Origin of the sequence: Brevibacterium sp. 239c (assembly GCF_900169365.1) — a bacterium.
In the GTDB taxonomy this organism is placed as follows: domain Bacteria; phylum Actinomycetota; class Actinomycetes; order Actinomycetales; family Brevibacteriaceae; genus Brevibacterium.
In genome coordinates, this window is record NZ_FXZH01000005.1 from 201645 (window position 1) to 223979 (window position 22335).

General features: G+C 62.9%; 21 protein-coding genes and 1 tRNA gene. 7 read left to right on the top strand and 15 right to left on the bottom strand.

The genetic code is table 11. The features are described 5' to 3' along the window. Nucleotides 1-105: 105 nt before the first annotated feature. Together BSP239C_RS06940 and smc are read right to left on the bottom strand one after the other, a co-directional pair. Nucleotides 106-507 (bottom strand): hypothetical protein, encoded by a 402-nt coding sequence (locus tag BSP239C_RS06940; RefSeq protein WP_009885107.1) that lies wholly within the window; start codon nucleotides 505-507, stop codon nucleotides 106-108. A gap of 199 nt (nucleotides 508-706) precedes the next feature. Further along, the gene (gene smc / locus BSP239C_RS06945; RefSeq protein WP_101571272.1) at nucleotides 707-4288 is read right to left on the bottom strand and encodes a chromosome segregation protein SMC; all 3582 of its coding nucleotides are present in this window, start codon (nucleotides 4286-4288) and stop codon (nucleotides 707-709) included. Nucleotides 4289-4374: 86 nt separating this feature from the next. Here smc and BSP239C_RS06950 point away from each other — a divergent pair. Together BSP239C_RS06950 and BSP239C_RS06955 are read left to right on the top strand one after the other, a co-directional pair. After that, nucleotides 4375-4447, top strand: a tRNA-Asn gene (locus BSP239C_RS06950). 290 nt (nucleotides 4448-4737) lie between these two features. Continuing rightward, complete coding sequence (locus tag BSP239C_RS06955; RefSeq protein WP_257930113.1) at nucleotides 4738-6609, top strand: BCCT family transporter; 1872 nt, start codon at nucleotides 4738-4740, stop codon at nucleotides 6607-6609. 111 nt (nucleotides 6610-6720) lie between these two features. On the opposite strand, the gene BSP239C_RS06960 is transcribed toward BSP239C_RS06955, so the two are convergent. From BSP239C_RS06960 to BSP239C_RS06995, 8 genes are all read right to left on the bottom strand, one after another. Further along, entirely contained in the window at nucleotides 6721-7116 is a 396-nt protein-coding gene (locus BSP239C_RS06960; protein WP_101571274.1) for a DoxX family protein, read from the bottom strand. Between the two features lie 122 nt (nucleotides 7117-7238). Continuing rightward, on the bottom strand, nucleotides 7239-8183 hold the full coding sequence (mutM, locus tag BSP239C_RS06965) for a bifunctional DNA-formamidopyrimidine glycosylase/DNA-(apurinic or apyrimidinic site) lyase (protein WP_101571276.1): 945 nt from the start codon (nucleotides 8181-8183) through the stop codon (nucleotides 7239-7241). 61 nt (nucleotides 8184-8244) lie between these two features. Then, on the bottom strand, nucleotides 8245-8949 hold the full coding sequence (gene rnc / locus BSP239C_RS06970) for a ribonuclease III (protein ID WP_101571278.1): 705 nt from the start codon (nucleotides 8947-8949) through the stop codon (nucleotides 8245-8247). A gap of 3 nt (nucleotides 8950-8952) precedes the next feature. Then, the gene (gene rpmF, locus BSP239C_RS06975) at nucleotides 8953-9156 is read right to left on the bottom strand and encodes a 50S ribosomal protein L32 (RefSeq protein WP_009885115.1); all 204 of its coding nucleotides are present in this window, start codon (nucleotides 9154-9156) and stop codon (nucleotides 8953-8955) included. Nucleotides 9157-9158: 2 nt separating this feature from the next. Next, nucleotides 9159-9677 (bottom strand): DUF177 domain-containing protein, encoded by a 519-nt coding sequence (locus tag BSP239C_RS06980; RefSeq protein ID WP_101571280.1) that lies wholly within the window; start codon nucleotides 9675-9677, stop codon nucleotides 9159-9161. Nucleotides 9678-9798: 121 nt separating this feature from the next. Next, nucleotides 9799-10986: an MFS transporter gene (locus BSP239C_RS06985; RefSeq protein WP_101571282.1), complete on the bottom strand. Its 1188-nt coding sequence runs from the start codon at nucleotides 10984-10986 to the stop codon at nucleotides 9799-9801. A gap of 3 nt (nucleotides 10987-10989) precedes the next feature. Next, the gene (coaD, locus tag BSP239C_RS06990) at nucleotides 10990-11478 is read right to left on the bottom strand and encodes a pantetheine-phosphate adenylyltransferase (RefSeq protein WP_101571284.1); all 489 of its coding nucleotides are present in this window, start codon (nucleotides 11476-11478) and stop codon (nucleotides 10990-10992) included. Further along, nucleotides 11475-12236 (bottom strand): GntR family transcriptional regulator, encoded by a 762-nt coding sequence (locus tag BSP239C_RS06995; RefSeq protein ID WP_101571286.1) that lies wholly within the window; start codon nucleotides 12234-12236, stop codon nucleotides 11475-11477. Before BSP239C_RS06995 ends, coaD begins: the two co-directional genes overlap by 4 nt. Before the next feature lie 115 nt (nucleotides 12237-12351). Between BSP239C_RS06995 and ehuB the strand changes: the two genes are divergently transcribed. Genes ehuB through ehuA form a run of 4 tightly spaced genes read left to right on the top strand, consistent with a single transcriptional unit; the run spans nucleotide 12352 to nucleotide 15522 of the window. Next, entirely contained in the window at nucleotides 12352-13233 is an 882-nt protein-coding gene (gene ehuB / locus BSP239C_RS07000) for an ectoine/hydroxyectoine ABC transporter substrate-binding protein EhuB (protein ID WP_101571288.1), read from the top strand. 24 nt (nucleotides 13234-13257) lie between these two features. Further along, the gene (gene ehuC, locus BSP239C_RS07005; protein WP_101571290.1) at nucleotides 13258-14061 is read left to right on the top strand and encodes an ectoine/hydroxyectoine ABC transporter permease subunit EhuC; all 804 of its coding nucleotides are present in this window, start codon (nucleotides 13258-13260) and stop codon (nucleotides 14059-14061) included. Further along, on the top strand, nucleotides 14058-14717 hold the full coding sequence (ehuD, locus tag BSP239C_RS07010; protein WP_101571292.1) for an ectoine/hydroxyectoine ABC transporter permease subunit EhuD: 660 nt from the start codon (nucleotides 14058-14060) through the stop codon (nucleotides 14715-14717). Before ehuC ends, ehuD begins: the two co-directional genes overlap by 4 nt. Further along, nucleotides 14704-15522 (top strand): ectoine/hydroxyectoine ABC transporter ATP-binding protein EhuA, encoded by an 819-nt coding sequence (gene ehuA / locus BSP239C_RS07015; RefSeq protein WP_101571294.1) that lies wholly within the window; start codon nucleotides 14704-14706, stop codon nucleotides 15520-15522. The genes ehuD and ehuA overlap by 14 nt, the downstream gene beginning before the upstream one ends. Before the next feature lie 104 nt (nucleotides 15523-15626). Here ehuA and BSP239C_RS07020 read toward each other — a convergent pair whose 3' ends face one another. The 5 genes from BSP239C_RS07020 to BSP239C_RS07040 form a co-directional block, all read right to left on the bottom strand. Next, entirely contained in the window at nucleotides 15627-15908 is a 282-nt protein-coding gene (locus BSP239C_RS07020; RefSeq protein ID WP_101571296.1) for a hypothetical protein, read from the bottom strand. Next, complete coding sequence (locus tag BSP239C_RS07025; RefSeq protein ID WP_101571298.1) at nucleotides 15905-16699, bottom strand: RsmD family RNA methyltransferase; 795 nt, start codon at nucleotides 16697-16699, stop codon at nucleotides 15905-15907. The genes BSP239C_RS07020 and BSP239C_RS07025 overlap by 4 nt, the downstream gene beginning before the upstream one ends. A gap of 67 nt (nucleotides 16700-16766) precedes the next feature. Further along, the gene (locus BSP239C_RS07030) at nucleotides 16767-18914 is read right to left on the bottom strand and encodes an ATP-dependent DNA helicase RecG (RefSeq protein WP_101571300.1); all 2148 of its coding nucleotides are present in this window, start codon (nucleotides 18912-18914) and stop codon (nucleotides 16767-16769) included. After that, nucleotides 18911-20551, bottom strand: coding sequence for a DAK2 domain-containing protein (locus BSP239C_RS07035; protein WP_101571302.1), 1641 nt, complete (start codon nucleotides 20549-20551; stop codon nucleotides 18911-18913). The genes BSP239C_RS07030 and BSP239C_RS07035 overlap by 4 nt, the downstream gene beginning before the upstream one ends. A 1-nt stretch (nucleotide 20552) precedes the next feature. Next, nucleotides 20553-21701 carry a thiamine-monophosphate kinase gene (locus tag BSP239C_RS07040; RefSeq protein WP_101571304.1) on the bottom strand — a complete coding sequence of 383 codons (1149 nt, stop codon included), beginning with the start codon at nucleotides 21699-21701 and terminating at the stop codon, nucleotides 20553-20555. Between the two features lie 32 nt (nucleotides 21702-21733). On the opposite strand from BSP239C_RS07040, the gene BSP239C_RS07045 reads away from it, so the two are divergent. Beyond that, complete coding sequence (locus tag BSP239C_RS07045) at nucleotides 21734-22264, top strand: DUF3515 family protein (RefSeq protein ID WP_226841906.1); 531 nt, start codon at nucleotides 21734-21736, stop codon at nucleotides 22262-22264. Nucleotides 22265-22335: the final 71 nt, after the last annotated feature.

A 22335-nucleotide genomic window follows, 5' to 3' on the forward strand; every position in this document is an offset into this window, starting at 1 on the left:
TGCGCCTGCCGTTGCACGCATCGGTTCCAGACCGGTGTCGCGTTCAGGTGGCCCGCGCTCAGGCGCCCCACTGTCTCGGGGCACGTGGATGATGTTGTGTTCGGGTCAGGAACCTCGGCTGCCGAAGAGCAGACCGGCTGTGGTTCTCCACCCTGTGCCGGATTCCGGAATCTTCCAATGACGGGTGCGCGGCCTCACTGTCAGCAGTGATGGCGCGGCGTGCCGGCGCGGCTGCGGCCTGAGCACGTAGGAATGGTCTCGGATCGCGGTGACGGCGGCCTGTTCGCGAGTCGCCAGATGGGAGGTGCCATCATCATGTCCGAAGAATTCGTGGACCTCATCGTCATACCCGGTCCATTGGCCCGGCAGTCGAAACCGCTGCACATCGGATGAGTACTTCAGGCGGCCTTCGGCCCTCAACCCGGGCAGTGCGACGAGGAGGACGACGATGAGTGCCAACGCGAACGATACGGCGAGTCCGACGATGACGACGAGTACTGCATTCATGTTCTCGAGTCACCCCGTGAATCAGCCGACTCGGCCATGGACGTCTCGCTCCTCAAGCTTTTTGACAATGCTTCCCTGTCCCCAAGTCTATCGTCCAAACCCACAACATTTGTGTTCGGGGGCCGTGAGCCTGTTGGAGAATTCCCTGGGACTCCCCTGGACGTCTCTGCCGAATCGGTCTCTGGCGGGCGGTTGCCGCTCATGGAATCCGCTGCGAGATGACCTTCGACACACCATCACCATGCATCGTCACCCCGTAGAGCGCGTCGGCGATCTCCATCGTGCGCTTCTGGTGCGTGATGACGATGAGCTGAGAGGAGTCCTGGAGCTCCTCGAACACGGTCAGCAGGCGAGACAGGTTGAGATCGTCGAGTGCCGCCTCGACCTCGTCCATGACGTAGAACGGACTGGGCCTGGCCTTGAAGATCGCAACCAGCATGGCCACGGCGACCAGTGAGCGCTCACCGCCGGAGAGCAGGGACAGTCGTTTGACCTTCTTACCGGCGGGCCGGGCGTGGACATCGACGCCGGTCGTGAGCATGTCATTGGGATCGGTCAGGCTCAGGGATCCCTCGCCGCCGGGGAAGAGTCGGGAGAAGATGTCTTCGAATTCGCGAGCGGTGTCCGCATAGGCCTCCGAGAAGACGCGTTCGACGTGCCGGTCGACCTCATCGACGAGCTTCATCAGGTCTTTCCGGGAGGACTCGATGTCGGTGATCTGCTTTTCGAGGAACTGGTGTCGCTCCTTCAGCGCTTCGTATTCTTCGAGCGCCAGCGGGTTGACGGTTCCGATGCGCTTGAGGGCAGCGGTTGCCTGCTTGTGACGCTTCTCGACCTCGGCTCTCACGTAGGGTCGTTCTTCCTCGCTCTCGTCGAAGGCGGGCACAGGGGTATGCGGACCGTAGAGTTCGACCAGTCGTTCGAGCCCGAGCCCGGTCTCTTCCCCCGCCCGGTTCTCGATCTCTTCGAGCTTAAGTCGGAACCGTTCCTTTGCGAGTTCGGCTTCGGCCGCCATGTCCTTGAGTCGTTGGAGTTCTGTGCGCGTGGTGCCCAATTCTTCGCCGAGGTGGCCCTTCTCCTCGCGCAGCTGCCCGCGCTCCTCGACGAGGACCTGGATCTGGGAGCCGAGTTCGGACACCGTCGTCTCCGCGAGGGTGCTCGCGTTCTGTGCGGTCTCGACGATGAGCAGCGCCGAGGCGGCTGCTCTGTTCTTGCGCACAATCGTCCGCTGCGTCTGCTCACGTGCGGTCTCCTCCGCCGTTGCCTGACGCAGCAGGGAATCAACACGGTCGGAGAGGAACTGTGCCCGGTCCGTGGCTGCCTTGTGGCTGATCCGAGTCTCGATGACGTCTTCAGAGGACTGAGACACCTGCTGGCTGAGCTCGTCTCGGGCTGTGGTGTCGACGACCTCTTCGACGTCGTCTGCCCCGGCGAGTGCGGATTCGGCTGTGCGGGCCTCACTTTCGGCGGTCTCCAGCCGTGTCTTCAGTTCTACTTCGTTGTCCTTGGCCCGCTGCAGGCGAGTCTGGGCGGTGGTGATGTCGCCCGTGATTCGCGAGACCTCTTCCCCTGCGGCCATGATCGCCGCGTCCGAGGAATGCAGTTCCTCAAGGGCCGCGGCGGCCACTGTCTTCGCCTCGACGAGTTTCGCGTCGACCCGATCGATGTCGGCGTCGATGCGGCTCCGTGCCTGCTCCAGTTCGGTGATTGAGGTACGGGTCTCTTCGAGCGCGGTCTGTGAGGACAGACGGGTGCCCGAGGCGGTGCGGGCCCGACTGACCCGGGTGGCGGTGAGGATCTCACCGTGCACCGTGACGGCGGTGAGTTCGGGGTGGGCGTCGATGAGGGACAAGGCGCTGTCAGCGTCATCAACGCACACGACCGCCTCCAGCGCAGAGTTCAGAAGTTCGGTGAGTTCAGGGACGTCGCTGCTGACCACGTCGGAGAGCCACCGCGTGGCCGCCCCACCGTCCGCGGTCGGGCTGAGGGTGGGCAGGCTCTTCGACTCGCCGCTCCTACCGGCGATCCCACCAGCGGCCCTACCAGCGGTCCCACCTGTTCTCGTCCCGGCAGGGATCGTGAGGTGGACATTGGTGTCCTCGCCGAGGTGGTCGAGGACTGTCAGTGCCACCCGACCGGAATCGACGAGCACACCGGAGACCGTGTTCGACAGGGCTGCCGCCACAGCCATTTCAAATCCGTTGGCCACGCTCAACCGTTCGGTCACGGCCGAGCCGACCCCTGGCAGATCGGCGTTGACGATGTCTTCGAGGTCGGCTTCCAATGCGGTGCCCAGAGACAGGGCCTCCGCGCGGGCCTGGGCCGAGGCGAGTTCTGACGCGGTCTTCGCCTGCTGTGCTCGGAGCTCGTCGAGTTCGGTCTCCAACGCGGTCTGGGCGTCTTTCGCGGATTCGTATTCCGTGTCGAGTTCGCTCTCGCCTGCTTCCACGCCTTCCACAGCTGCCTCGGCGGTGCTCAGTTCTTCACGGCGTTCGGCGATACGGGCCGACGCGGTGTCGATCTCTGCCCGGTTGGATTCGATTCTGGAGGCGAGGTCGCTGATGCGCTCTCGCGCCTGGGTGCTCTTGGACTGCAGTGCCGAGCGGTTCTTGATCGCCTCGGTGATGGCCAACTGGGTCGCCTTGACCTCGTCTTCGGCCTTCTTCAACGCCAATGCGAGTTCTTCTTTTCGCATCTGGCTGCGATCCAGTGCCACCGCGGATTCCTCCACTGCCTTCCGTGCGGCGCCGAGTTCCTGCTGGTGGTGCTCGGCTTGGGATCTCAGCTCTTCCGGCGACTTCGATTCCCGTCTGCCCAGGCTTGCAACCTCGGAGAGCAAGTGTGAGCGCTTGTCCTCGGCGCGCTGGGCAAGTCCTCTGGCCCGGACGATCTGGGTCTGTGTCCGCGATTCGGAGGTCCGCAGGTTCTCCAGCTCGGCATCAAGGGTTCCCAGACGTGTTTCGATCTCCTGCAATCGCGCCTCTGTGCGGGATCGCCGATGCTCGAGGTCACCGATCCGGTCATTGCCGTCTTCGCCCTCAACCGTGGAAGTCGAGGCCAGTGTGGCCTGCAGGCGCACGGTGTCATCAGCCAACAGCCGTGCTGCGGAATCGCGCAGTGTGGCTTGGACGGTGGCGGCTTTCTGAGCGGCCTCGGCCTGTCGCCCCAGCGGCCCCAACTGTCGATTGAGTTCAGTCCGCAGGTCGGACAGACGATCAAGATTCGTCTGCAGACCGGTGAGCTTGCGGACGGCTTTGTCCTTGCGTCTGCGGTGCTTGAGGACGCCGGCGGCCTCTTCGATGAAGCTGCGGCGCTCGATCGGGTCGGCGTGCAGAATCGCGTCGAGGCGCCCCTGTCCCACGATGACGTGCATCTCTTTGCCCAGACCGGAGTCGTTGAGCAGTTCCTGGATGTCCAGCAGTCGTGCCGGTGTCCCGTTGACGGCGTATTCGCTGCCCCCGGTGCGAAACAGGGTGCGCGAGATCGTGACCTCGGTGTAGTCGACGGGGATGGCTCCGTCGGTGTTGTCGATGGTCAGGGCCACCTCGGCGCGGCCCAATGCCTGTCTCTTCGAGGTCCCGGCGAAGATGACGTCGTCCATCTTTCCGCCGCGCAGATTCTTCGCGCCCTGCTCTCCCATCACCCAGGACAAGGCGTCGACGACGTTGGACTTGCCGGAGCCGTTGGGGCCGACAACACAGGTGATGCCCGGCTCGAATTTGAGAGTCGTCGCCGAGGCAAAGGATTTGAATCCTCGCAGGGTCAGGCTTTTGAGATGCATTGTCCATCCAGCATATCGCGAAGGAGTTCCTGCAATACTCCGATCTTTTGATAGAGTGTTCCCTCGTGCGCCGAAATCGGCGCCTATCCTCCGTAGCTCAGTTGGCAGAGCATTCGACTGTTAATCGAAGGGTCGCTGGTTCGAGCCCAGCCGGAGGAGCGGATCGAGGCCTCGTCGTTAGCGACGAGGCCTTGTCCTTGCCCGGGCAGAATCAATCATCGTCGCACCGGCGAAAGCTCGGCCCGCCTCGCATCTCACCTGAGAAGATCGCATCTCATCTGAGGAGATCATCGGTGTGAATCGACAGGAAACTGACAAATCGGGCTATTTCTAGGTAAGCACATCGTAATACCGCCCGATGACTATCAATGCCGTCCATGAACAGGAAGGAGCGCCGACTGGGAATGGTCGCGAACCTATTGCGGCCCAGCTGATCGGCTAGCGTCCCTATGAGCAGTGAATTGACTAAGACTCAGGAGCTGATCAAGCACCTGAAGAATCCGACCACCAAACAGAGGCCCCTGATTCGCCAGGGAGTCGACAAGGTGGTCTTCTTCACAGCCGGTATCCTCGCAGTTGCATTCGTCGTCTGGGGCTTCATCTCTCCAGAGAGCCTCGGTTCTGTCGCGGGCACTCTGCTGACCGGTGTCATGGACAACTTCGGCTGGCTCTTCGTCATCGCCGCCACGGTCTTCACGATCTTCGTCATCATCGTCGCCTTGTCCAAGTTCGGGCGCATCCCGCTGGGCAGGGACGATGAGAAGCCGCAGTTCAAGACTTCGTCGTGGATCTCGATGATGTTCGCCACCGGCATGGGCATCGGGTTGGTCTTCTCCGCTGTCGGTGAGCCGCTGTTCTTCTACATGTCTCCTCCCCCGGCGACCGTTGATGGTTCCACGGCGGAGGCGATGGGCACCTCGATGGGAACCACGCTCTTCCACTGGACCCTCTACCCCTGGGCCATGTATGCCATCGTCGGACTCGGCGTCGCCTACGGCTCCTTCCGTCTCGGTCGCTCCCAGCTGTTCTCCTCGATGTTCACCCCACTGTTCGGCGAGCGTGCCGTCAACGGCGCCGGCGGCAAGGTCATCAACATCCTCGCGATCCTCGCGACGCTCTTCGGCTCCGCCTGTTCGCTCGGTCTCGGCGCGATCCAGATCGGCGGCGGCATCGAATCGGCGGGCATCATGTCCCACGTCTCTTCGCCGATCCTCGTCATCATCATCGCAATCCTCACAGCTGCCTTCGTCGCTTCGGCCGTGTCCGGTGTCGAGAAGGGCATCCAGTGGCTGTCGAACATCAACATGGTTCTCGCGATCATCGTCGCCCTCATCGTGTTCATCGGCGGGCCGACACTGTTCATCCTCAACGTGATCCCATCCTCGATCGGCTCGTTCATCGAGGATCTGCCCCAGATGGCCTCGCGCACCGCGGCCAACGGTCAGGGCGTCAATGAGTGGCTGTCCTCGTGGACGGTCTTCTACTGGGCCTGGTGGGTCTCCTGGTCGCCCTTCGTCGGCCTCTTCATCGCCCGTATCTCGCGCGGCCGCACCGTGCGTCAGTTCGTCACCGGCGTCCTCATCGTCCCTTCCGTCGTGTCGACCATTTGGTTCGCGATCTTCGGCGGCGGTGCCATCGGCATCCAGGAGCGTGCCGAACGCGGCGAAGGAACTGTCAAGGCACTGGCGAAGGTCGTCGACGGTGAGCCGGACATCAACATGGACACGATCCTCTTCGACCTCCTCGGCGCGCTTCCGCTGCCGAACCTCATCGCCATCATCCTGATGATCGTCACGGTCATCCTGATCGCGATCTTCTTCGTCACCGGCGCCGACTCTGCCTCGATCGTCATGGGCACGCTCTCGGCCAACGGTCGCGAAGAGCCAGGACGAGGTCTTGTCCTGTTCTGGGGTGTGGCCACCGGTGCTGTGGCCGCGGTGATGCTCCTCGCCGGAGGTGATGACCCCGCCGAGGCGCTCGAAGGTCTGAAGAACATCACGATCGTGGCGGCATTGCCGTTCGTCATCGTCATGCTGCTGCTGTGTGTGGCGGTGTGGAAGGACCTGTCCCGAGATCCGCTGATCATCCAGGGGCAGCTGGCCGACCACATCCTCGAACAGTCGGTCGCCACGGCCGTCGACGAGTACGACGGTGAGGTCTTCGGACTCGACACGTCCGAGTTGCCTGCCGAGGAGATCGCAGACGACGAAGGCACGACCTCCACCGACACCGAGGCGGGTGCTGAGTCTTCGTCGAAGGGTGATTCCTCGAAGTCCGGTGACACGTCCGGTGAGGAGGGTTCCAAGTACCGCATGCGCTGATTAGTCGCAGAAACCGAGCCGAGGGCCGGGTATCACTCCGAGAGGAGCGGTACCCGGCCCTCGGCAATTCCCTGGGCTTCCTGCCCCAAGAGGGTCACCTTCGAGTCAGGGTCACATCCCGAACAGGGTGGGAATCGCGATCGGTCCCGTCCCGAAGGCGGTGATGACCGCGGCCAAGACCAGCAGAAGCAGGTCGTACTCCGGACCTCCGGCCGAGGCCCAGTACTTCGAGTGCCATCTGAACACGTGCAGACAGGTGGTGATGAGCATCAGGACGATCACTCCGATTCCGGCCCACTGAGCGAGAACGCCGGAGGCGAAGGATGCCGCCGCAGTCAGTTCGGCGATGGCGACGAACCACGCGGTCGGGACGTTGAGCCCGTCGTTCTTTGCGAAACCCGGAATGTCCTTTGCCTTGACCCAGAACTCGCGGACGAATGCCGCAGTGAGCAGCGCCCGAACGAGCAGGAGGACAATCCCGCCGATGAACGTTGGAATTGTGAACATGTCTGTTCCTCTCTGAACATCCACCGACCTGGAATTCGCTTGTCCCGAGTCTACTCACACTGCTGACGGGCTCCAGCGACTCTTCGGCTTGATGCGCCAGCGCCGCAGTCGTCGGCACGCGGCTAGCGGTAGCGCGGAGCGTTCTGGCAGTTCGGGCAGAAGTGGCTGCCGCGTCCGCCGATCGTCATCTTCTCGATCTCGGTCCCGCAGCGCACACATTCCTGGCCACCGCGACCGTAGACCAGCAAGGCCCGGTCAAAGTAGCCGGATTCTCCGTTGACGTTGACGTAGAGCGCGTCGAAGCTGGTCCCACCCACGGCCAGCGCATCGCTCATCACCCGCGCCGCAGAATCGAGGACAGCAGCCAGGCGTGACTTGCGGGTGCGAGCGGGAATCGCCAGAGGGTGGATGCCGGCTCTGAAGAGAGCTTCATCGGCATAGATATTGCCGATGCCGCTGACCAGAGACTGATCGAGCAACGCTGATTTGACCACCGTCCGCTTGCGGGAGAGCTGCTCGAGAGCCAGACCGGGTTCGAATGCAGGTTCCAGCGGGTCGGCCGCAATGTGATTCGCCGAGGCGGGCACGAGCCGACCGTAGGCGTGCACCAGGGGCTGAACGCCCAGATGGCCGAAGATCCGTTGGTCGACGAAGCGCAGCTGAAGGCTCTCACCGTCGGTCTCGGATCCGGCGCTGCCCCGTTCGAGCCGGAAGATGGCTCGCGTGTGCTTGTGGATTGAGTCATTCGCGTTGTGCACGCGCAGCTGCCCGCTCATGCCGAGGTGGACGAGCAGACTGAGTTCAGGGGCAGCCGGTTCGGCCGACTGCCCAACGCCGGGGTCCTCCCCCAACGTCAGCCACATGAATTTTCCACGACGTTCGGCACCGATGATTCGCCGACCGGTGACGGCTGCGACGAACTCTTCGGCTGCGGAAGCATCGATGCGACGCTGTGACGTCGTGCCGAGTATTCGGGGATCGATCACCTCGGCGCCGGTGATGGTGGTGCCGGCAGTCCATTCATGGACGCCCACACGGACGCTCTCAACCTCGGGCAGCTCAGGCATCAGGAACTCCTTCGAGCTCTCACGCTCAGAGCGGGGCTACGAGGCCCCGCCACAGCGATGTTCAGCGAGTGTAGTCCGGGTAGATGGTGCGGATGGCCTTGACGGCGACTTCCGCGGCGGCGGCTTCCGCGTTCTTCTTCGAGGAACCGTCTCCGGAGCCCCAACCGTTGGAGCCCAACAGCGCTGTGGCGGTGAAGACCATGGCGTGGTCGGGTCCCGAGGACACGATCTCGTAGCTCACGGCGCCCAGATCAAGGTCGGCCGCTGCTTCCTGCAGGGTCGTCTTAAAGTCCATTCCGGCACCGAGATTCACGGCGTCGGAAAGCATACCGTCGATGAGACGGTGAACGAAGGCGAAGGCCTCTTCACGTCCGCGGGCGACGAAGGTCGCACCGATGAGGGCTTCGACGGTATCGGCGAGGATCGAGTCCTTGTCGCGACCGCCGGTGAGCTCTTCGCCCTTTCCCAGGAGTATATGGGGGCCGATTCTGTGTCTGCGCGCGATCGACGCCAGTGCTTTGGTGTTGACCACGGCGGAGCGCATCTTGGCCAGTGAACCTTCGGCCAGATCCGGGTTGTCGTAGTAGAGCGACTCGGTGGCCACGAGGCCCAGGACGGAATCGCCGAGGAATTCGAGGCGCTCGTTCGTGGGTATGCCGCCGGCTTCGAAGGCGAAGGAGCGGTGAGTTAACGCGAGACGAAGAGTCTCGGGATCAATATCGATCCCGAGACTCTTCTGCAGTTCTGCTGTGGTGTCAGTGTCCACAGGTCAGACGTCAGCGACCTTGCGTCCCTTGTATTCAAGGAACAGCGGGGTGCCGGCTGCGTCTTCGACAACTTTGGCCTGGTGAGGGCGCGAGTACACAACGCGACCGTTCTCCACAGTCTTGACCAGGCTAGGCGCCTGTGCCTTCCACTGCGAACGACGGTGGCGGGTGTTGCTGCGCGACAATTTACGCTTTGGAACAGCCACGTCTAGCTCTCTTTCTTCTCATCCAACAAACTCTTCAATGATGCGAACGGCGAATCCGATTCGCTGTCATCGACCTCAAGATCTTCACCGAGGGTGAAGCTGAACTCTTCGCTCCGGTCCTTTGACGGACTGAAGGGCAGAGCCATGACGACAGCATCCCTGATTGCGGGCTCGAGGTCGAGCTGATCGCGATCGATGACATAGGAATCCTCGTCGCCATCGGCCTGCTCATAGACATACATCTCTTGGATGTCGACATCTATAGGCAACTCGATTTCGTCGAGAGTCCTTACATCTTCGCCGCGGGCCACTGTCGAGACTGTGCCCGACACGTAGATTCCCTCCGACACGCTTTCGAACATCAGCTCGAGTGTCAGTGGTGAACCTTCGGCGACCCCGATCACTTCGATCTTGAGATCCGACGGAGCAGACAGGGTGGTGTTCACCCGTTCCCATTCACCAGGATGACCGAGCAATCCCATCGACCTGAGATCGTAGACGAACTCAGACTGCTTCTTCATGCTCACTCCTCCTTTACGTGATTGAGGATGCTTACTCCTGCGTTCACACGCGACTCACCATTCTAGTCATCATCGCCGGTCATTACCAATCGAGCCTGTGCGGATGCGCGGGTGTTCCTGGTCACCATTTCTCGTGCTGGTTGCGCCAGGTGACGCCACCGGCGGCTAAGAGCAGTGTCCCGGAGATCGTGAACACGATTCCGGATCCGGCAACGATGGTGAGCAGAGAGGCCGCCGAGGGGATCGCCACCTGACTGAGTCGGTTGCCGGCAAGTCGGATCGAGAGGACTGCGGCCCGGTTGGCCGGGTCCGACAATGTCGAGACCCAGGTCATCGTCAGCGGCTGGGTGAGTCCGAAGCAGAACCCGGAGGCGAGCAGCAGGATCGCCAGCGCCCACGGTTGGGTGAAGACAGGGATGAGGATGATGCAGACCCCTGCCAGCGCCGAGGCGGTCCACAGGAGCGAGAGATTGCGCCATCTGCGGGTGAGCTGTCCGATGATGAGTCGCGAGATCACCGAGGCAAGTGTGCGCAGGGTCAGCAACCAGGTCACCGTCGTCACCGACAACCCGTTCTGCTGTCCGATGAGCGGCAGGTAGGCCGTCATCAGGTCGACGGCGGCCAGGGTCGTCATTGATGCGAGGATCGCGGGCTTCATGCCCCGGATCGCCAGCAGAGACAAGGGGGTTCGGGCGTCTTTGGCCGCATCAGCGCGGGAGACGTGCGGGGTGCGACCGCGGAGGAGGACGATGACCGCGGCGACCAGTGTCAGCGCGGAGACCCCGGTCATGAACCACAGGGCGTTGACGATCTGCGGCGCACCATCGGTGGCGCCGGCGATCGCACCGGCTACGGGCAGACCGATGGTCTGTCCGATCGAGACGCCGAGGGTGAGGTAGCCGAACTTCGAGGTCAGCGCCGAGGCGGGAAAGCTTTGTGGGATCAGCGCCTGCGACGCGACCGTGGTCAGCAGCTGCCCGAGCCCCAGGCACATCGTGGCGATGAGAAGCATGCCGAGGTTGGGCGCTATCGCTGCGAGCCCGACGGGCAGGATCGAGAGGATCGTTCCCGTCCACAGCACAGCGGTGGCGTATCCGCGGTCGACGAGCCGGCCCACAAGGAGCGCTGTGATCAGCGGCACGAGTGAATAGCAGGCGGTCATGAGACCGAGGACGACCCCGCTGCCGCCCAGCTCCAGGGTCCGGTAGGAGATGAGGACGCGCACGCCGTTGTAGGTGGCATGTGCGATCACGGTGTGGAAGATGAGACCGAGGAACCACGCCCGAGACGAGGAAGAGGGAATCGGCATGCCTCAGGCGCTGGCGTTCAGCGCCGACAGCACCGCGCCGGGAACCAGACCTTCGATGTCTCCCCCACCACCGTGGACTTCCTTGATGAGCGAGGACGAGACATGCTCGTACTCGGGGTTGCCGGGGACGAAGATCGTCTCGAGCTCACTCAGATGCTTATTCATCAGCGCCATCGGAAGTTCGTAGGCGAAGTCTGTGCCCGAGCGCAGTCCCTTGACCACGGCGGGGGCTCCGATAGAGGTGCAGTAGTCAACGAGGAGCCCCCCGGCGACGGTGTCGATGATGACGTTTTCGGCGTCGCGTGTCCGCTCGTCCTCGTCCAGGGACCGCCGGATAAGATCGGCGCGAACTTCAGGGTCGAAACGTCCGGACTTCTTGGGATTGTGCACAACGGCCACGACCACCTCGTCGAAGAGTCGGGCACTGCGGGCGATGACATCGAGATGACCCATAGTGATCGGGTCATAGGAACCGGGGCAGACAACCTTCATGTCTTCATCGTATCTCTCAGCTGCGACCACTGGTCATCAACGGGCCCGTCCTGATCACCGGCCCTGACGATGACGGCTTCGGGCTCAGTCAGCGGATTGTGCAGACGGCAGGCGGCGCCGGTCATGATCCTGCCCACGATCTCCAAGGAGAGGCGCTCGTCACCGGCTGCGATGGCCTCATTCAGCTCTCTGTGCGTTTCGATGAGGTCGCACCTGACCTCGTATCCGCGCGGATCGGAGAGTGAGAGAAGTCGGGTGTGGACCATCGAGACCTTCATCAGGCTGCTGAGCCTGATGGAGCCGGAGCAGGCGACGATCGAATGGTGGAAGTCGAGGTCGGCGTCGCCGATTGCTCGCGCAGTGTTCTCCTCGATCGCGAGCTCAAGCTTGGCCAGCGCCTGGTGGATGCGGGCGATCGGCTTGCCCGACCGGATGATGATCTTCACAGCCTGCGCCTCAATGGCTTCCCTGACCGCATAGACGTCGTCGATGTCATCAGACGTCATCCGCTTGACCCAGACTCCGCGACCGGGCGCGTGGGTCATCACCCCTTCGCTGACCAGACGCTGCAGGGCCTCCCGCAAGGAGGGGCGGGAGACGACGAGGAGCTCTGCCGTGCGCACCTCGTTGATGGACTGTCCCGGCGCCAGCGAGCCGCTGTAGATGGCGTTCCTGATCTGATCGGCGATGAGGTCGATCGTCGAGGAACGGATGACCTTGCGCAGGACAGGAAGCTCCGAAGTCGGGAGTTGAGGCATATCACGATCATATAACGTTGTCTGACAGTGTGACATCCGAACAACAAAAGTATTGAATAGTGTTCTTGAGACGCATGTCACGAAGATGTGTCGACGTACTAAGAAAGGGACAGCTATGAAAGCCATCAAGGGGCTAGCCGCCGCGACCTCGATCCTCGCTCTGACACTCACCCTGGGGGCTTGCGGCGGAAGCGATTCCGACAAGAGCACTCTCCAGAAGGCCGTCGATGACGGAAAGATCACCGTCGGCTTCGCCGGTGAGGCTCCGTACAGCTTCGAAAAGGACGGCGAGCTCCAGGGTGCATCGGTCGCCATGGCAGAAGCAGTCTTCAAGGAACTCGGTGTCGACGACGTCGAGGGTGTCAACACCGAATTCGGTTCGCTGATCCCCGGACTGAACGCCGACCGCTTCGGTGCGATCTCCGCGGGCATGTCCATCCTGCCCGATCGCTGTGAGCAGGCCGCCTTCGGCAATCCTGAGTTCATGTACACCACTGCCCTGATGACCAAGAAGGGCAAGCAGGACGGTATGAAGACCATCGATGATGTGAAGAAGAAGGGTCTCAAGCTCGCGACCATGACTGGCGCAGTGGAGTCAGACTACGCCAAGGACCTCGGCATCAAATCGCAGAAGGTCGGCACTCCGCAGGACGGCATGGACGCTGTGACCACGGGCCGTGCCGATGTCTTCGCACTGACCGCCATCTCGCTCAACTGGATGGCCAAGAACAACAAGGACTCCGGCGTCGAGGTCGGAGATTCCTTCGTCCAGGAGATCAAGGGAGTCCCACAGATCGGTGCCGGTGCCACAGTCTTCCGCACCGATGACACCGAACTCCGGGACAAGTGGAACGAGAAGCTCGACGAAATCGTCTCCGATGAGACGAAGTACCTCGATGTCGTCGGCGATTTCGGCTTCACCAAAGAAGAGCGTCCTGACGGTGAGATCACGACCGATCAGCTGTGCAAGGGCGAACTGCCCACTGCCAAGTCCTGAACCGGCCCCTAGTCGCTGCCGATCATGACTGACAATGTCACTACGTTGCTGAATTTCCTCCCACAGTTGTGGGAGGGAATTCAGACGACGCTCATCCTCACCATCGCCGGCTCGATCGGCACCATCATCATCGCCCTCATCCTCGGACTCGCGATGACCTCCCCTCACGCGTGGATGCGCATCCCTGCCAGGATCATCGTCGAATTCTTCCGCGGCACTTCGCTGCTGGTCCAGATCTTCTGGCTCTTCTACGTGCTCCCACTCCTCGGCATCGATCTCGACCCCATCTTGTGCGGTATCGGCGCGCTGTCGCTCAACTACGGGGCCTACTCCGCCGAGGTGGTCCGGTCGTCGATCAAGACCGTGAATTCCGGCCAATGGGAGGCGGCGATCGCGCTCAGCCTCTCCCCGACCCGGCGCATGATCCGCGTCATCTTCCCCCAGGCATGGGCCCTGATGATCCCCTCGCTGGCGACTCTGCTCATCCAGCTGCTCAAGGGCACAGCCGTGGTCTTCTTCATCACGCTCAGCGACCTTACGGACAAGATCCAACAGCTGCGCCAGTCAACCGGCGACACCTACTTTGCGTTCACCGTCGGTCTCCTTATCTACTTCGTCATCGCGTGGCTGATCCAGGAGGGCATGAACCTTCTCGAACGCCAAGCCACCAAACGGCTCGGACGCAGACGCCCGAACTCCCGGAGTGATCGACGAGATGCTCGTCGCGACGCTCGCGAGGAACTTCGCCGCGATCGTCTCAAATCCCATGCTGCTGCCAACGATGGGGCCTCCAAGCTAGGTCCTGCCGGTCAAGGAGGTGGCCTGTGATCTGGAACTGGGAATTTGCCGCCGAAGCGCTGCCGATCCTCCTCCGAGGATTCGTCAACACACTCATCGCCACAGTCGTTGGCACCATCATCGCCGCGATTCTGGGCCTCCTCATTGCCGTGGCTATACGCTCACTGCCTCGCTGGATCAATTGGCTGGTCAGACTGCTTGTCGCCTTCGTCCGCAACACGCCGCTGATCGTGCAGCTGATGTTCGTCTACTTTGCGTTCTCGGACCTCCCTGGACTGAAGAGCATTCCGGCGCTCGTCATCGGCTGCATCGTCATCGGCATCCACTATTCGACATACATGTCAGAAAGCTACCGTGCGGGCATCGATTCGGTGCCTCCGGGTCAGCGCGAGGCCGCCACAGCTTTGTCCCTACCACCGGTGCGCACGTTCACCGCCGTCGTCCTCCCGCAAGCGCTGCGCGCCACGATCCCGTCATTGGGCAACTACGCCGTGGCCATGTTCAAGGACACCCCGTACCTGTTCGCGATCTCGGTGGTCGAACTCGTCAGCTCCGCGAAGGACTTCGGCGGTTCCACGTTCGCCTACACGGAAGCCTTCACTTTGGCCGGGATCATCTTCCTCGCCGCCAGCTACCCGACGTCCCTGCTCATCCAACGATTGGACAAGCGCCTTGCCACCTACTGAGAGCACCTCATCAACTCCGACGGCAGACCCCGCAAGCTCGGCCACACCGGCGATCGAGTTCAAAGAAGTGGAGAAGTCTTTCGGCAAGACCACCGTACTCAAGGACCTCAACTTCACTGTCGCGCCCGGGGAGCGTGTGACTCTGATCGGGCCCAGCGGTTCGGGAAAGACGACGATCCTCCGCCTCGTCATGACCTTGGAGGAGCTGACCGGCGGCTACATCTTCGTCGACGGCGAACCGCTGACCCACACCGAGAAGAACGGCAAGCGAGTCGAACTGCCGTCGAAGACGACCCGGGCCATGACGACGCGGATCGGAATGGTCTTCCAGCAGTTCAATCTCTTCCCCAATATGACGGTGCTCGAGAACATCATCGAGGCGCCCATCCACGTGCTCGGCAGATCCAAGGCCGATGCCGTGGCAGAGGCGAAGTCGCTGTTGGACAAGGTCGGACTCGCAGACAAGGCCGATGAGCATCCCACTCGCCTTTCGGGCGGTCAGCAGCAGCGTGTGGCTATCGCACGGGCACTGGCGATGAGCCCGGAGATCCTCCTCCTCGACGAGGTGACGTCCGCGCTCGACCCCGAGCTCGTGGGAGATGTCCTCGGAGTCCTCCGCGATATCGCAGAGACGACCGACATCACGATGCTCTTGGTCACCCACGAGATGCAGTTCGCCCGCGAGGTCTCACACCGGGTGATGATGTTCGACGGCGGCCAGGTCCTCGAAGAGGGTCCGCCGGATCAGATCTTCAACAATCCGCAGCATGAACGGACCCGTACGTTCCTCTCCAGCGTGCAGTAAGCCTCACGTTCAACGGAGGCCCACCGGTATGCGATTCCGGTGGGCCTCTGGCGTTCCCGGTGGGCTTCAGCCGTACTTTCAGGTCTCGATCGTTCCGACGGACCTCAGCTGCGGATGCGGCGCACGAGCCGCCAGATCCTCACGACGACTGCAATGGCGATGAGCACCATGGCCACCCAGAACAGGATGTCCGAAGGCCCGGCCCAGAACACATCGGAGCGCCGCACCGGATCCGCTGCGTTCGTGCCCGCGTCGCTCCTGCCTGCACCGGCATCAGTCTCCGACTGACTCGTCAGCCACCTGAGTGCCAACCAGAGGAGCAGCAGACCCACCCCGCAGGCTGCGAACACCCAGGGTGTGCGGTGCCAGGGACGATGAGAGCTCACGCCGACTCGTCTGCTGCCGTAGCACCTACTGCGCTGGCGACATCCGCTGCCTCTTCAGAGTCGGCCTTGAGTTGGACGAAGTACAGAGCGGTCTCACCGAAGCTCTTCGAACGGAAGATTTCAAGCGCCGCCGGCATCGTCGGCTCAGGTGCGCGTGATGCGCGTTCGAGCACGACGATGGATTCCATGTCGAGGAGCCCGGAGAGCCTGCTCAGAATCTGAGTCACTGCGTCCTCACCCAGCGGGTACGGCGGATCCATGAACACCAGGTCGAAGATGCGCCCCTCACCGTCGTCGAAGTCGCTTCTGGTTTCCAGTACCTCGCCGTCCAGAACCGCGTCGAGCCCGTCAGCGTGCCCCACTCCCCCGTTGTGGCCATCGGGTTGCAGCTGCGCCGAAGTTTGCTCCGACGAAGACTGCTGCCCCGATGCCTGCTGCGCGGCAGCCTGCAGCTTAGGGACACGCTGAGCGCTGAGGAATGACACAACGTCCGAGGAATGGATCCGAGTCGAGTGATCGATTCCGAGCTTCGCGGCATTCGCCTCGACCGCGCGGACCGAGGCACCGGCCGAATCGACGAAATCGACCTCGGCAGCACCCCGCGACATGGCCTCGAATCCCAGCCCACCGGACCCGGCGAAAAGATCGAGAACATTCGCAGCCTGCAGCACCCCGTAACCGTCGAGCATGGAGAAAAGAGATTCCTTGACCCGGTCCGAGGTCGGACGGGTGTTGGACCCGCCCGGTGCCACAAGCTTGGAACCTTTGAACGCACCAGCGATGATTCTCATTGCGTCTCCTCCTCAAGGGGGTGGTTCGACAGCACACGAAACCTTGTCATCTCACAGTAGCGCGACATCAGCTCGCCTCGATGAAGTGAGCCGATTCTGCGGGCAGAACCCTATTGATGAAGGTCCGCAGAGCCGGCAGTGCGCTCAGGTCGGGGTCAACGGAGATGATCTTCTCCGCGATGGCTCTCGCCTCTTCGACGATCGGTGCATCACGGAGAATGGACAGGTGCTTCAACGACGATCCTCCCCACTGTGAGGACCCGAGCACATCACCTTCTCCACGGGTGCCGAGATCGTATTCGGCCAGCGCAAAGCCGTCGAGGGTGCCTGCGACCTCGCTGAGCCGTTCGAAGCTCTCATCGATTTCAGGCACCTCGGTGAGCAGGAAGCACATGGCCGCACTGCCATCACGTCCGACGCGTCCGCGCAGCTGATGGAGCTGAGCGACGCCGAAGCGCTCAGCCTCGAAGACGACCATCATGGTTGCCCGAGGGACGTCGACGCCCACCTCGACGACGGTGGTGGAGACCAGGATGTCGGTCTCGCCGGAGACGAAGGCCGCCATCGTCCGGTCCTTCTCCGCCGGAGGCATCCGACCGTGCAGCAGAGCAATCGAACGTGACCGGAGCTGCTCGGAGTTCTGCAGCAGGTCTCTCAGGTCTTCGATTCCCTGTCGGCTGCCGATCACGTCGCCCGTTTCGGGATCTTCGATGTCGGAGGGGTCGATGCGGGGGAAGACCACGAAGGTGCCCCGCCCGTTCTCGGCTGCCTCGTCGATGAGCTGGAGGACGCGGGCCAACCAGTTGGGATGATCGCCCAGGGAGACGGCGTGGGTGGTGATGTCCTTGGTGCCGGCGGGCATCTCATCGAGGGTGGACACATCGAGGTCGGCGAAGACGGTCATCGCCACGGTGCGTGGGATCGGGGTCGCGGACATCACGAGGGTGTGCGGGACCTTGAGTCCGGCCTTCGCCCGCAGCGCTTCACGCTGTTCGACGCCGAACCGGTGCTGCTCATCGACGACGATGAGACCCAAGGCGTCGAACATCGTGGTGTCCGACATCAGGGCATGCGTGCCCACGACGATGTCGATCTGACCGGTGGCGAGGTCGAGTGCCAGCTGTTTGCGCTCCCGAGCCGGCATCGACCCCGTCAGCAGCGCCACCCGCACCTGATCATCGCTCGAGAGCAGAGGGCTGAGCGCCATCTGATCGCCGAGGAGGCTCTCAATTGAGCGGAAATGCTGAGTGGCCAGCACCTCGGTGGGGGCCAGCATGGCGGCCTGCGCTCCCGAATCGACGGCTGTGAGCATCGCCCGCAGCGCCACGACGGTCTTGCCGGAGCCGACGTCGCCGTGGAGCAGCCGATGCATCGCCGTCTTCCGGCCCATGTCTGCCTCGATCTCCTCACCGACGCGCAGCTGAGAGGCGGTGAGGTAGAAGGGCAGATTGTTGTCGAAGCGTTCACTTCTGGCCCCGACGTTGAGCAGAGGGGTGGCCTCGAGCCTTTCGTAATCAGCCTTGCGGGAGACGAACTCCGCCTGCAAGGCGAGTGCCTCTTCCCATTTCCACCGCTGCTTGGCTTTCTCCGTCGCCGCCGCTGACCTGGGCCGGTGCATGTCGTTGAATGCGGTGCGCAGGTCGGGCAGGTCAAGGTTTTCTCGCATGGCGGTTGGCAGCGGGTCTTCGAACTCGGCAGGGTCGGCGACATCGAGGAGAACCTTGATGGCCTTCCACAGTCGTGTCTGCGCGATGCCTTTGACTCGTGAGTAGACGGGGAATGGGGAGTTGAGGTCCTCCGGCGTCCACTTCTCATCGTGTTCGTCCCGGTTCAGCCAGGTGGGGGAGTTCAGCGTCAGCTGCCCGCGGTACTCCTCGACCTTCCCGGCGAAGACGACGGTGAGCCCGGGCACCAGCTGGCTGTCCAGCCAGCGCTGGTTGAAGAAGGCGATCTTCATCGACTGCTGTCCATCGTGGACGATCACGTCGGTGATGGTGCCGCGGCGTTTCTGCATGCGTCTGGTGTCCACGGAGATGACTTCGGCCTGCAGGATCGCGGTCTCGCCCAGGGGGAGCCCGCCCAGTGGCGTCTTCTCTCCGGGCACGAGGAACCGGCGAGGGAAGAAGCGGAACAGATCCGCCACCGAGGTGATCCCCCGCTTCTTCAGTGCACCGCGGTCTCGTGCGGTGAAGTAGTCGTCGAGGCGGGCGCTCATTCGACTCCCATGATGAGCAGTGTGGCCCGATCCCTTGAGTCGATGTCCTGGAACCTCACTTGGGCGTGTGATTTCCGGATCCAGTCCCGCAGGTGCGAGAGGACATCGGGTGCGCAGCCCGGCCCGTGGACGACGGTGAGGAGTTCCCCTCCGGCGCCCAGCAGACGATCCGCAAGCTTCTCGACCAAGGTGCTGAGCTCGGTGCTCTGAGTCTTGACCTTCCCATCTATGAAGACGCGGTAGAACTGCGAAGGATGAGACAGTGGGATCCTCCGCCCACCCTCCGAGCCAGGTTCAGCGCCCATCGAGTCATCGATGATCGGCAGGGCACCGGTCGGTGGGTTCAGTGCCAGCTGCTCGGCCGAGACGATGGTTCCCACGCGGGTACCGGCTGCGGCTTCGGTCATATCGGCGACGATCTCGTTGGTCGGGGCGAAGGGGTCATAGACCGCCAGTGCCGATAGCAGCGTGGCCACATTGCGGGAGCGCAGCACCTGTGCCCCGCTCACCTGTCCCAGCGATTTGAGGACCGTGGTGGAACTGGGGACGACGAGGACCTCTCGTTCCTCCTCGGCGATGATGTCTGTGGTCATGGCCACCGCGTCACCGGCATCCGGTGACAGGGCGCTTGCTCCGTTGAGTGCGCAGTGCATGAGCAGGCCGGTGCCCGAGACGATCGCCACCAGATGGGTCTCGCCCTCTTCCTCGTGCAGGCGCAAGTCCTCCATGTCGAGGCGGGCGATGCCGTAGCTGGCGAGGTGGTCGAGGACGATCACGGCGGTGGCTTCGTCCGCGACGTGGACGTGGACCTTGGGACCGTTGATGACGATCGATGTCCCACCGAGCGCATCAAGCGCCTCGGCGAGGGTGGATGACGTCTTTTCGGAATCGACGGATGCCGGGTTCGTGGCCAGGATGGCGATGATCTCGAGTTCATCGGAACTGGCCTGATGCACGATTCGTGGGGCCCTGGTGACCTCGACGAGCATCGAGTCTTGGGGTGTGCGGCCGGTGACTGTGGCGTAGAGGAGGTCGAAGAGTTCAACGATCCCTGTCGAGCCGGCATCTACGACCGCAGCTTCGCGCAGCACGGGCAGCTGTCCGGTGGTCTCGCGCAGAGCCGACCGGGAGCGCAGCCGCACCGCGGAGATGAGTTCGATGAGGTTAGCGCCTTTCTCGGCCTTCTCATGTGCCTCGGTGGCCATGGCGTCGAGGACGGTGAGCATAGTGCCGTCGACCGGTCGGGCCACTGCCTTTCTGGCCCGGGCGGAGGCGAGCTCGAGGGCTGCTGCCATCGCTTCGGGCGTCGCCACGGTCACACCGTCCAAGGCATCTGCAACACCTTGGAGCGCGACGGCCAGGATCAGTCCGGAATTCCCACGAGCCCCGCGACCGGCGCCCTCTGCCAGTGCGGCAACGACCTGGGGCAAGGTGACGGGGCCAGTGAGCTCTTCGACGGCTAGGTAGGCGCTGCGCAGCGTGTGATACATGTTTGTGCCGGTGTCACCGTCGGGGACAGGGAAGACGTTGAGTTCGTCGATTTCGACGCGTTCCTTGCGCAGACGATCCACGGCCCGCCGAGCCCACCTGGCGGCCAGACGCCCGTTGAGGCCGATGGCTTGTTTGGGTCCGCTCATGTCACTTCCCGAAATGGCTGAAGCCGCTCGTCGGCACCGGTGCGCCGTCGAGACTGACCCCGCTGCCGACTGTCATCTCTCCGATTCTCCGCCAGCCTACCGGAGGCGTGTCGAACTGCATCGACGACGCGACGAAGCCATGGTCCTCTCCCCCATTCAGCACCCAGCTCAACGCCAATTCCTCGGCAGACCGGGCTTCTGCCACAGGTGCCGGGGCTTCGGCTCCTTCCTCAGGTGCCTCGACTTCGTCGGTGCTCTTAGCGCTGGCCAGCAGGTAGCGTGCTGCGGGCAGCAGCGGATCGATGAGTTCCTGGAGTGCGGCTCGGTCGATGTCTGCGTGGACGCCCGACGCCGCTGCGACCCGGCCCAGGTCCGTGCTCAGCCCATCGGAGACATCGATCATCGCCGAGGCTGCCCCCATGCTCAAGACGGCCGCATAGTCCGGCTGTGGGGCCAACTGAGTGGAGATCAGCTCTTTGAGACTCGCATCGAGCTCGGGCTGCTCGCCCGTGTTCCCGGAGCGATCGCCCGCGTTCCCGGCACGATCGCCCGTGTTCCCGGTACGATCGCCGAGACCGGCGAAGAGAAGATCCAAGCCGGCAGCGGCGCGACCGATGGTCCCGGCCAGGTAGATCGAGTCGCCCGGTTTGGCACCCGCGCGGGTGATCGCTGCGCCGCTTCCTGCAGCTGTGGCTTCAGGGCCTCCGACGGTGCCCAGCGCTGTGATCGCGACGACGATGAGCCCGGAGGACGAAAGGTCACCACCGATGATGGGAATGTCGCAGTCCAGCTCCTCACCGGCACGCGCCGCCTCGGCGACGATGCCTGCGAAGAGTGCCTCGAGGTCCTCGATATCGGTTGAGTTCGGCACGGCCAATGACACGAGCAGCCCGTGCGGCACGGCACCCATGACGCACACATCGGAAAGATTCTGTGCTGCGGCTTTGACTCCGAGCCGAGACCAGTCGAGCCAGGTGCGAGTGAAGTCCTCGTTCTCCACGAGCATGTCGGCAGTCGACACAAGATTACCCTCCACCGCGGTCACCGCGGCATCGTCTCCGGGTCCGATGATCACCTGCGAACCGCCGCGAATGTGAGAGAGGATGCGTTCGAGCACGTGTGATTCGCCAAGTTCGGACAGTCGGGTCATGACTCAAGGTTATCGGGAGATACGGTAGTTGTATGAGATCTCGTCGCCTCCGCCCGTCGCCTCGCCCCTCGCTTCGGAAGAGGCCTCAGAAGACGCGCACTATCGCACTCGCAGCCATTGCCACTGTGGTGGCTGGTGTGAGCCTGGCCGGATGCGAGCGAACCGTCGTCGTTGACCCGGCTCAGGACGCACAGAATCCCAAATGCGCCGACATCATGCTGCGCATGCCCGATGAGATCGCCGGCCAGAAGTCACGCACGACATCCTCCCAGGGCACGATGGCGTGGGGAGATCCCAATATCGCTGTCGTCCGCTGCGGCGTCACTCCTCCGGGACCGACGACTGATCAGTGCGTGAGCGTGAGCAGCGTCGACTGGATTTCAAAGGCCTCCGAAGAGGACGACACTTGGGTGTTCACCAGCTACGGTCGCACCCCGGCGGTCGAAGTTCTTGTCAACCGCAAAGCAGAATCGGGCAACAATGTCCTCGCTGCCATCTCACCGGCCCTGACCGCCGTCAAGGCAGAGGCCAAGTGCGTAGGAGCCCAAGACCTCGACAGCTGAGCAGGTCCGCTGAGTTGGTGCTCTGAACCAGTCCCCTCAGCAGGCCCCCTCAACATCGAGGGGCATACTTA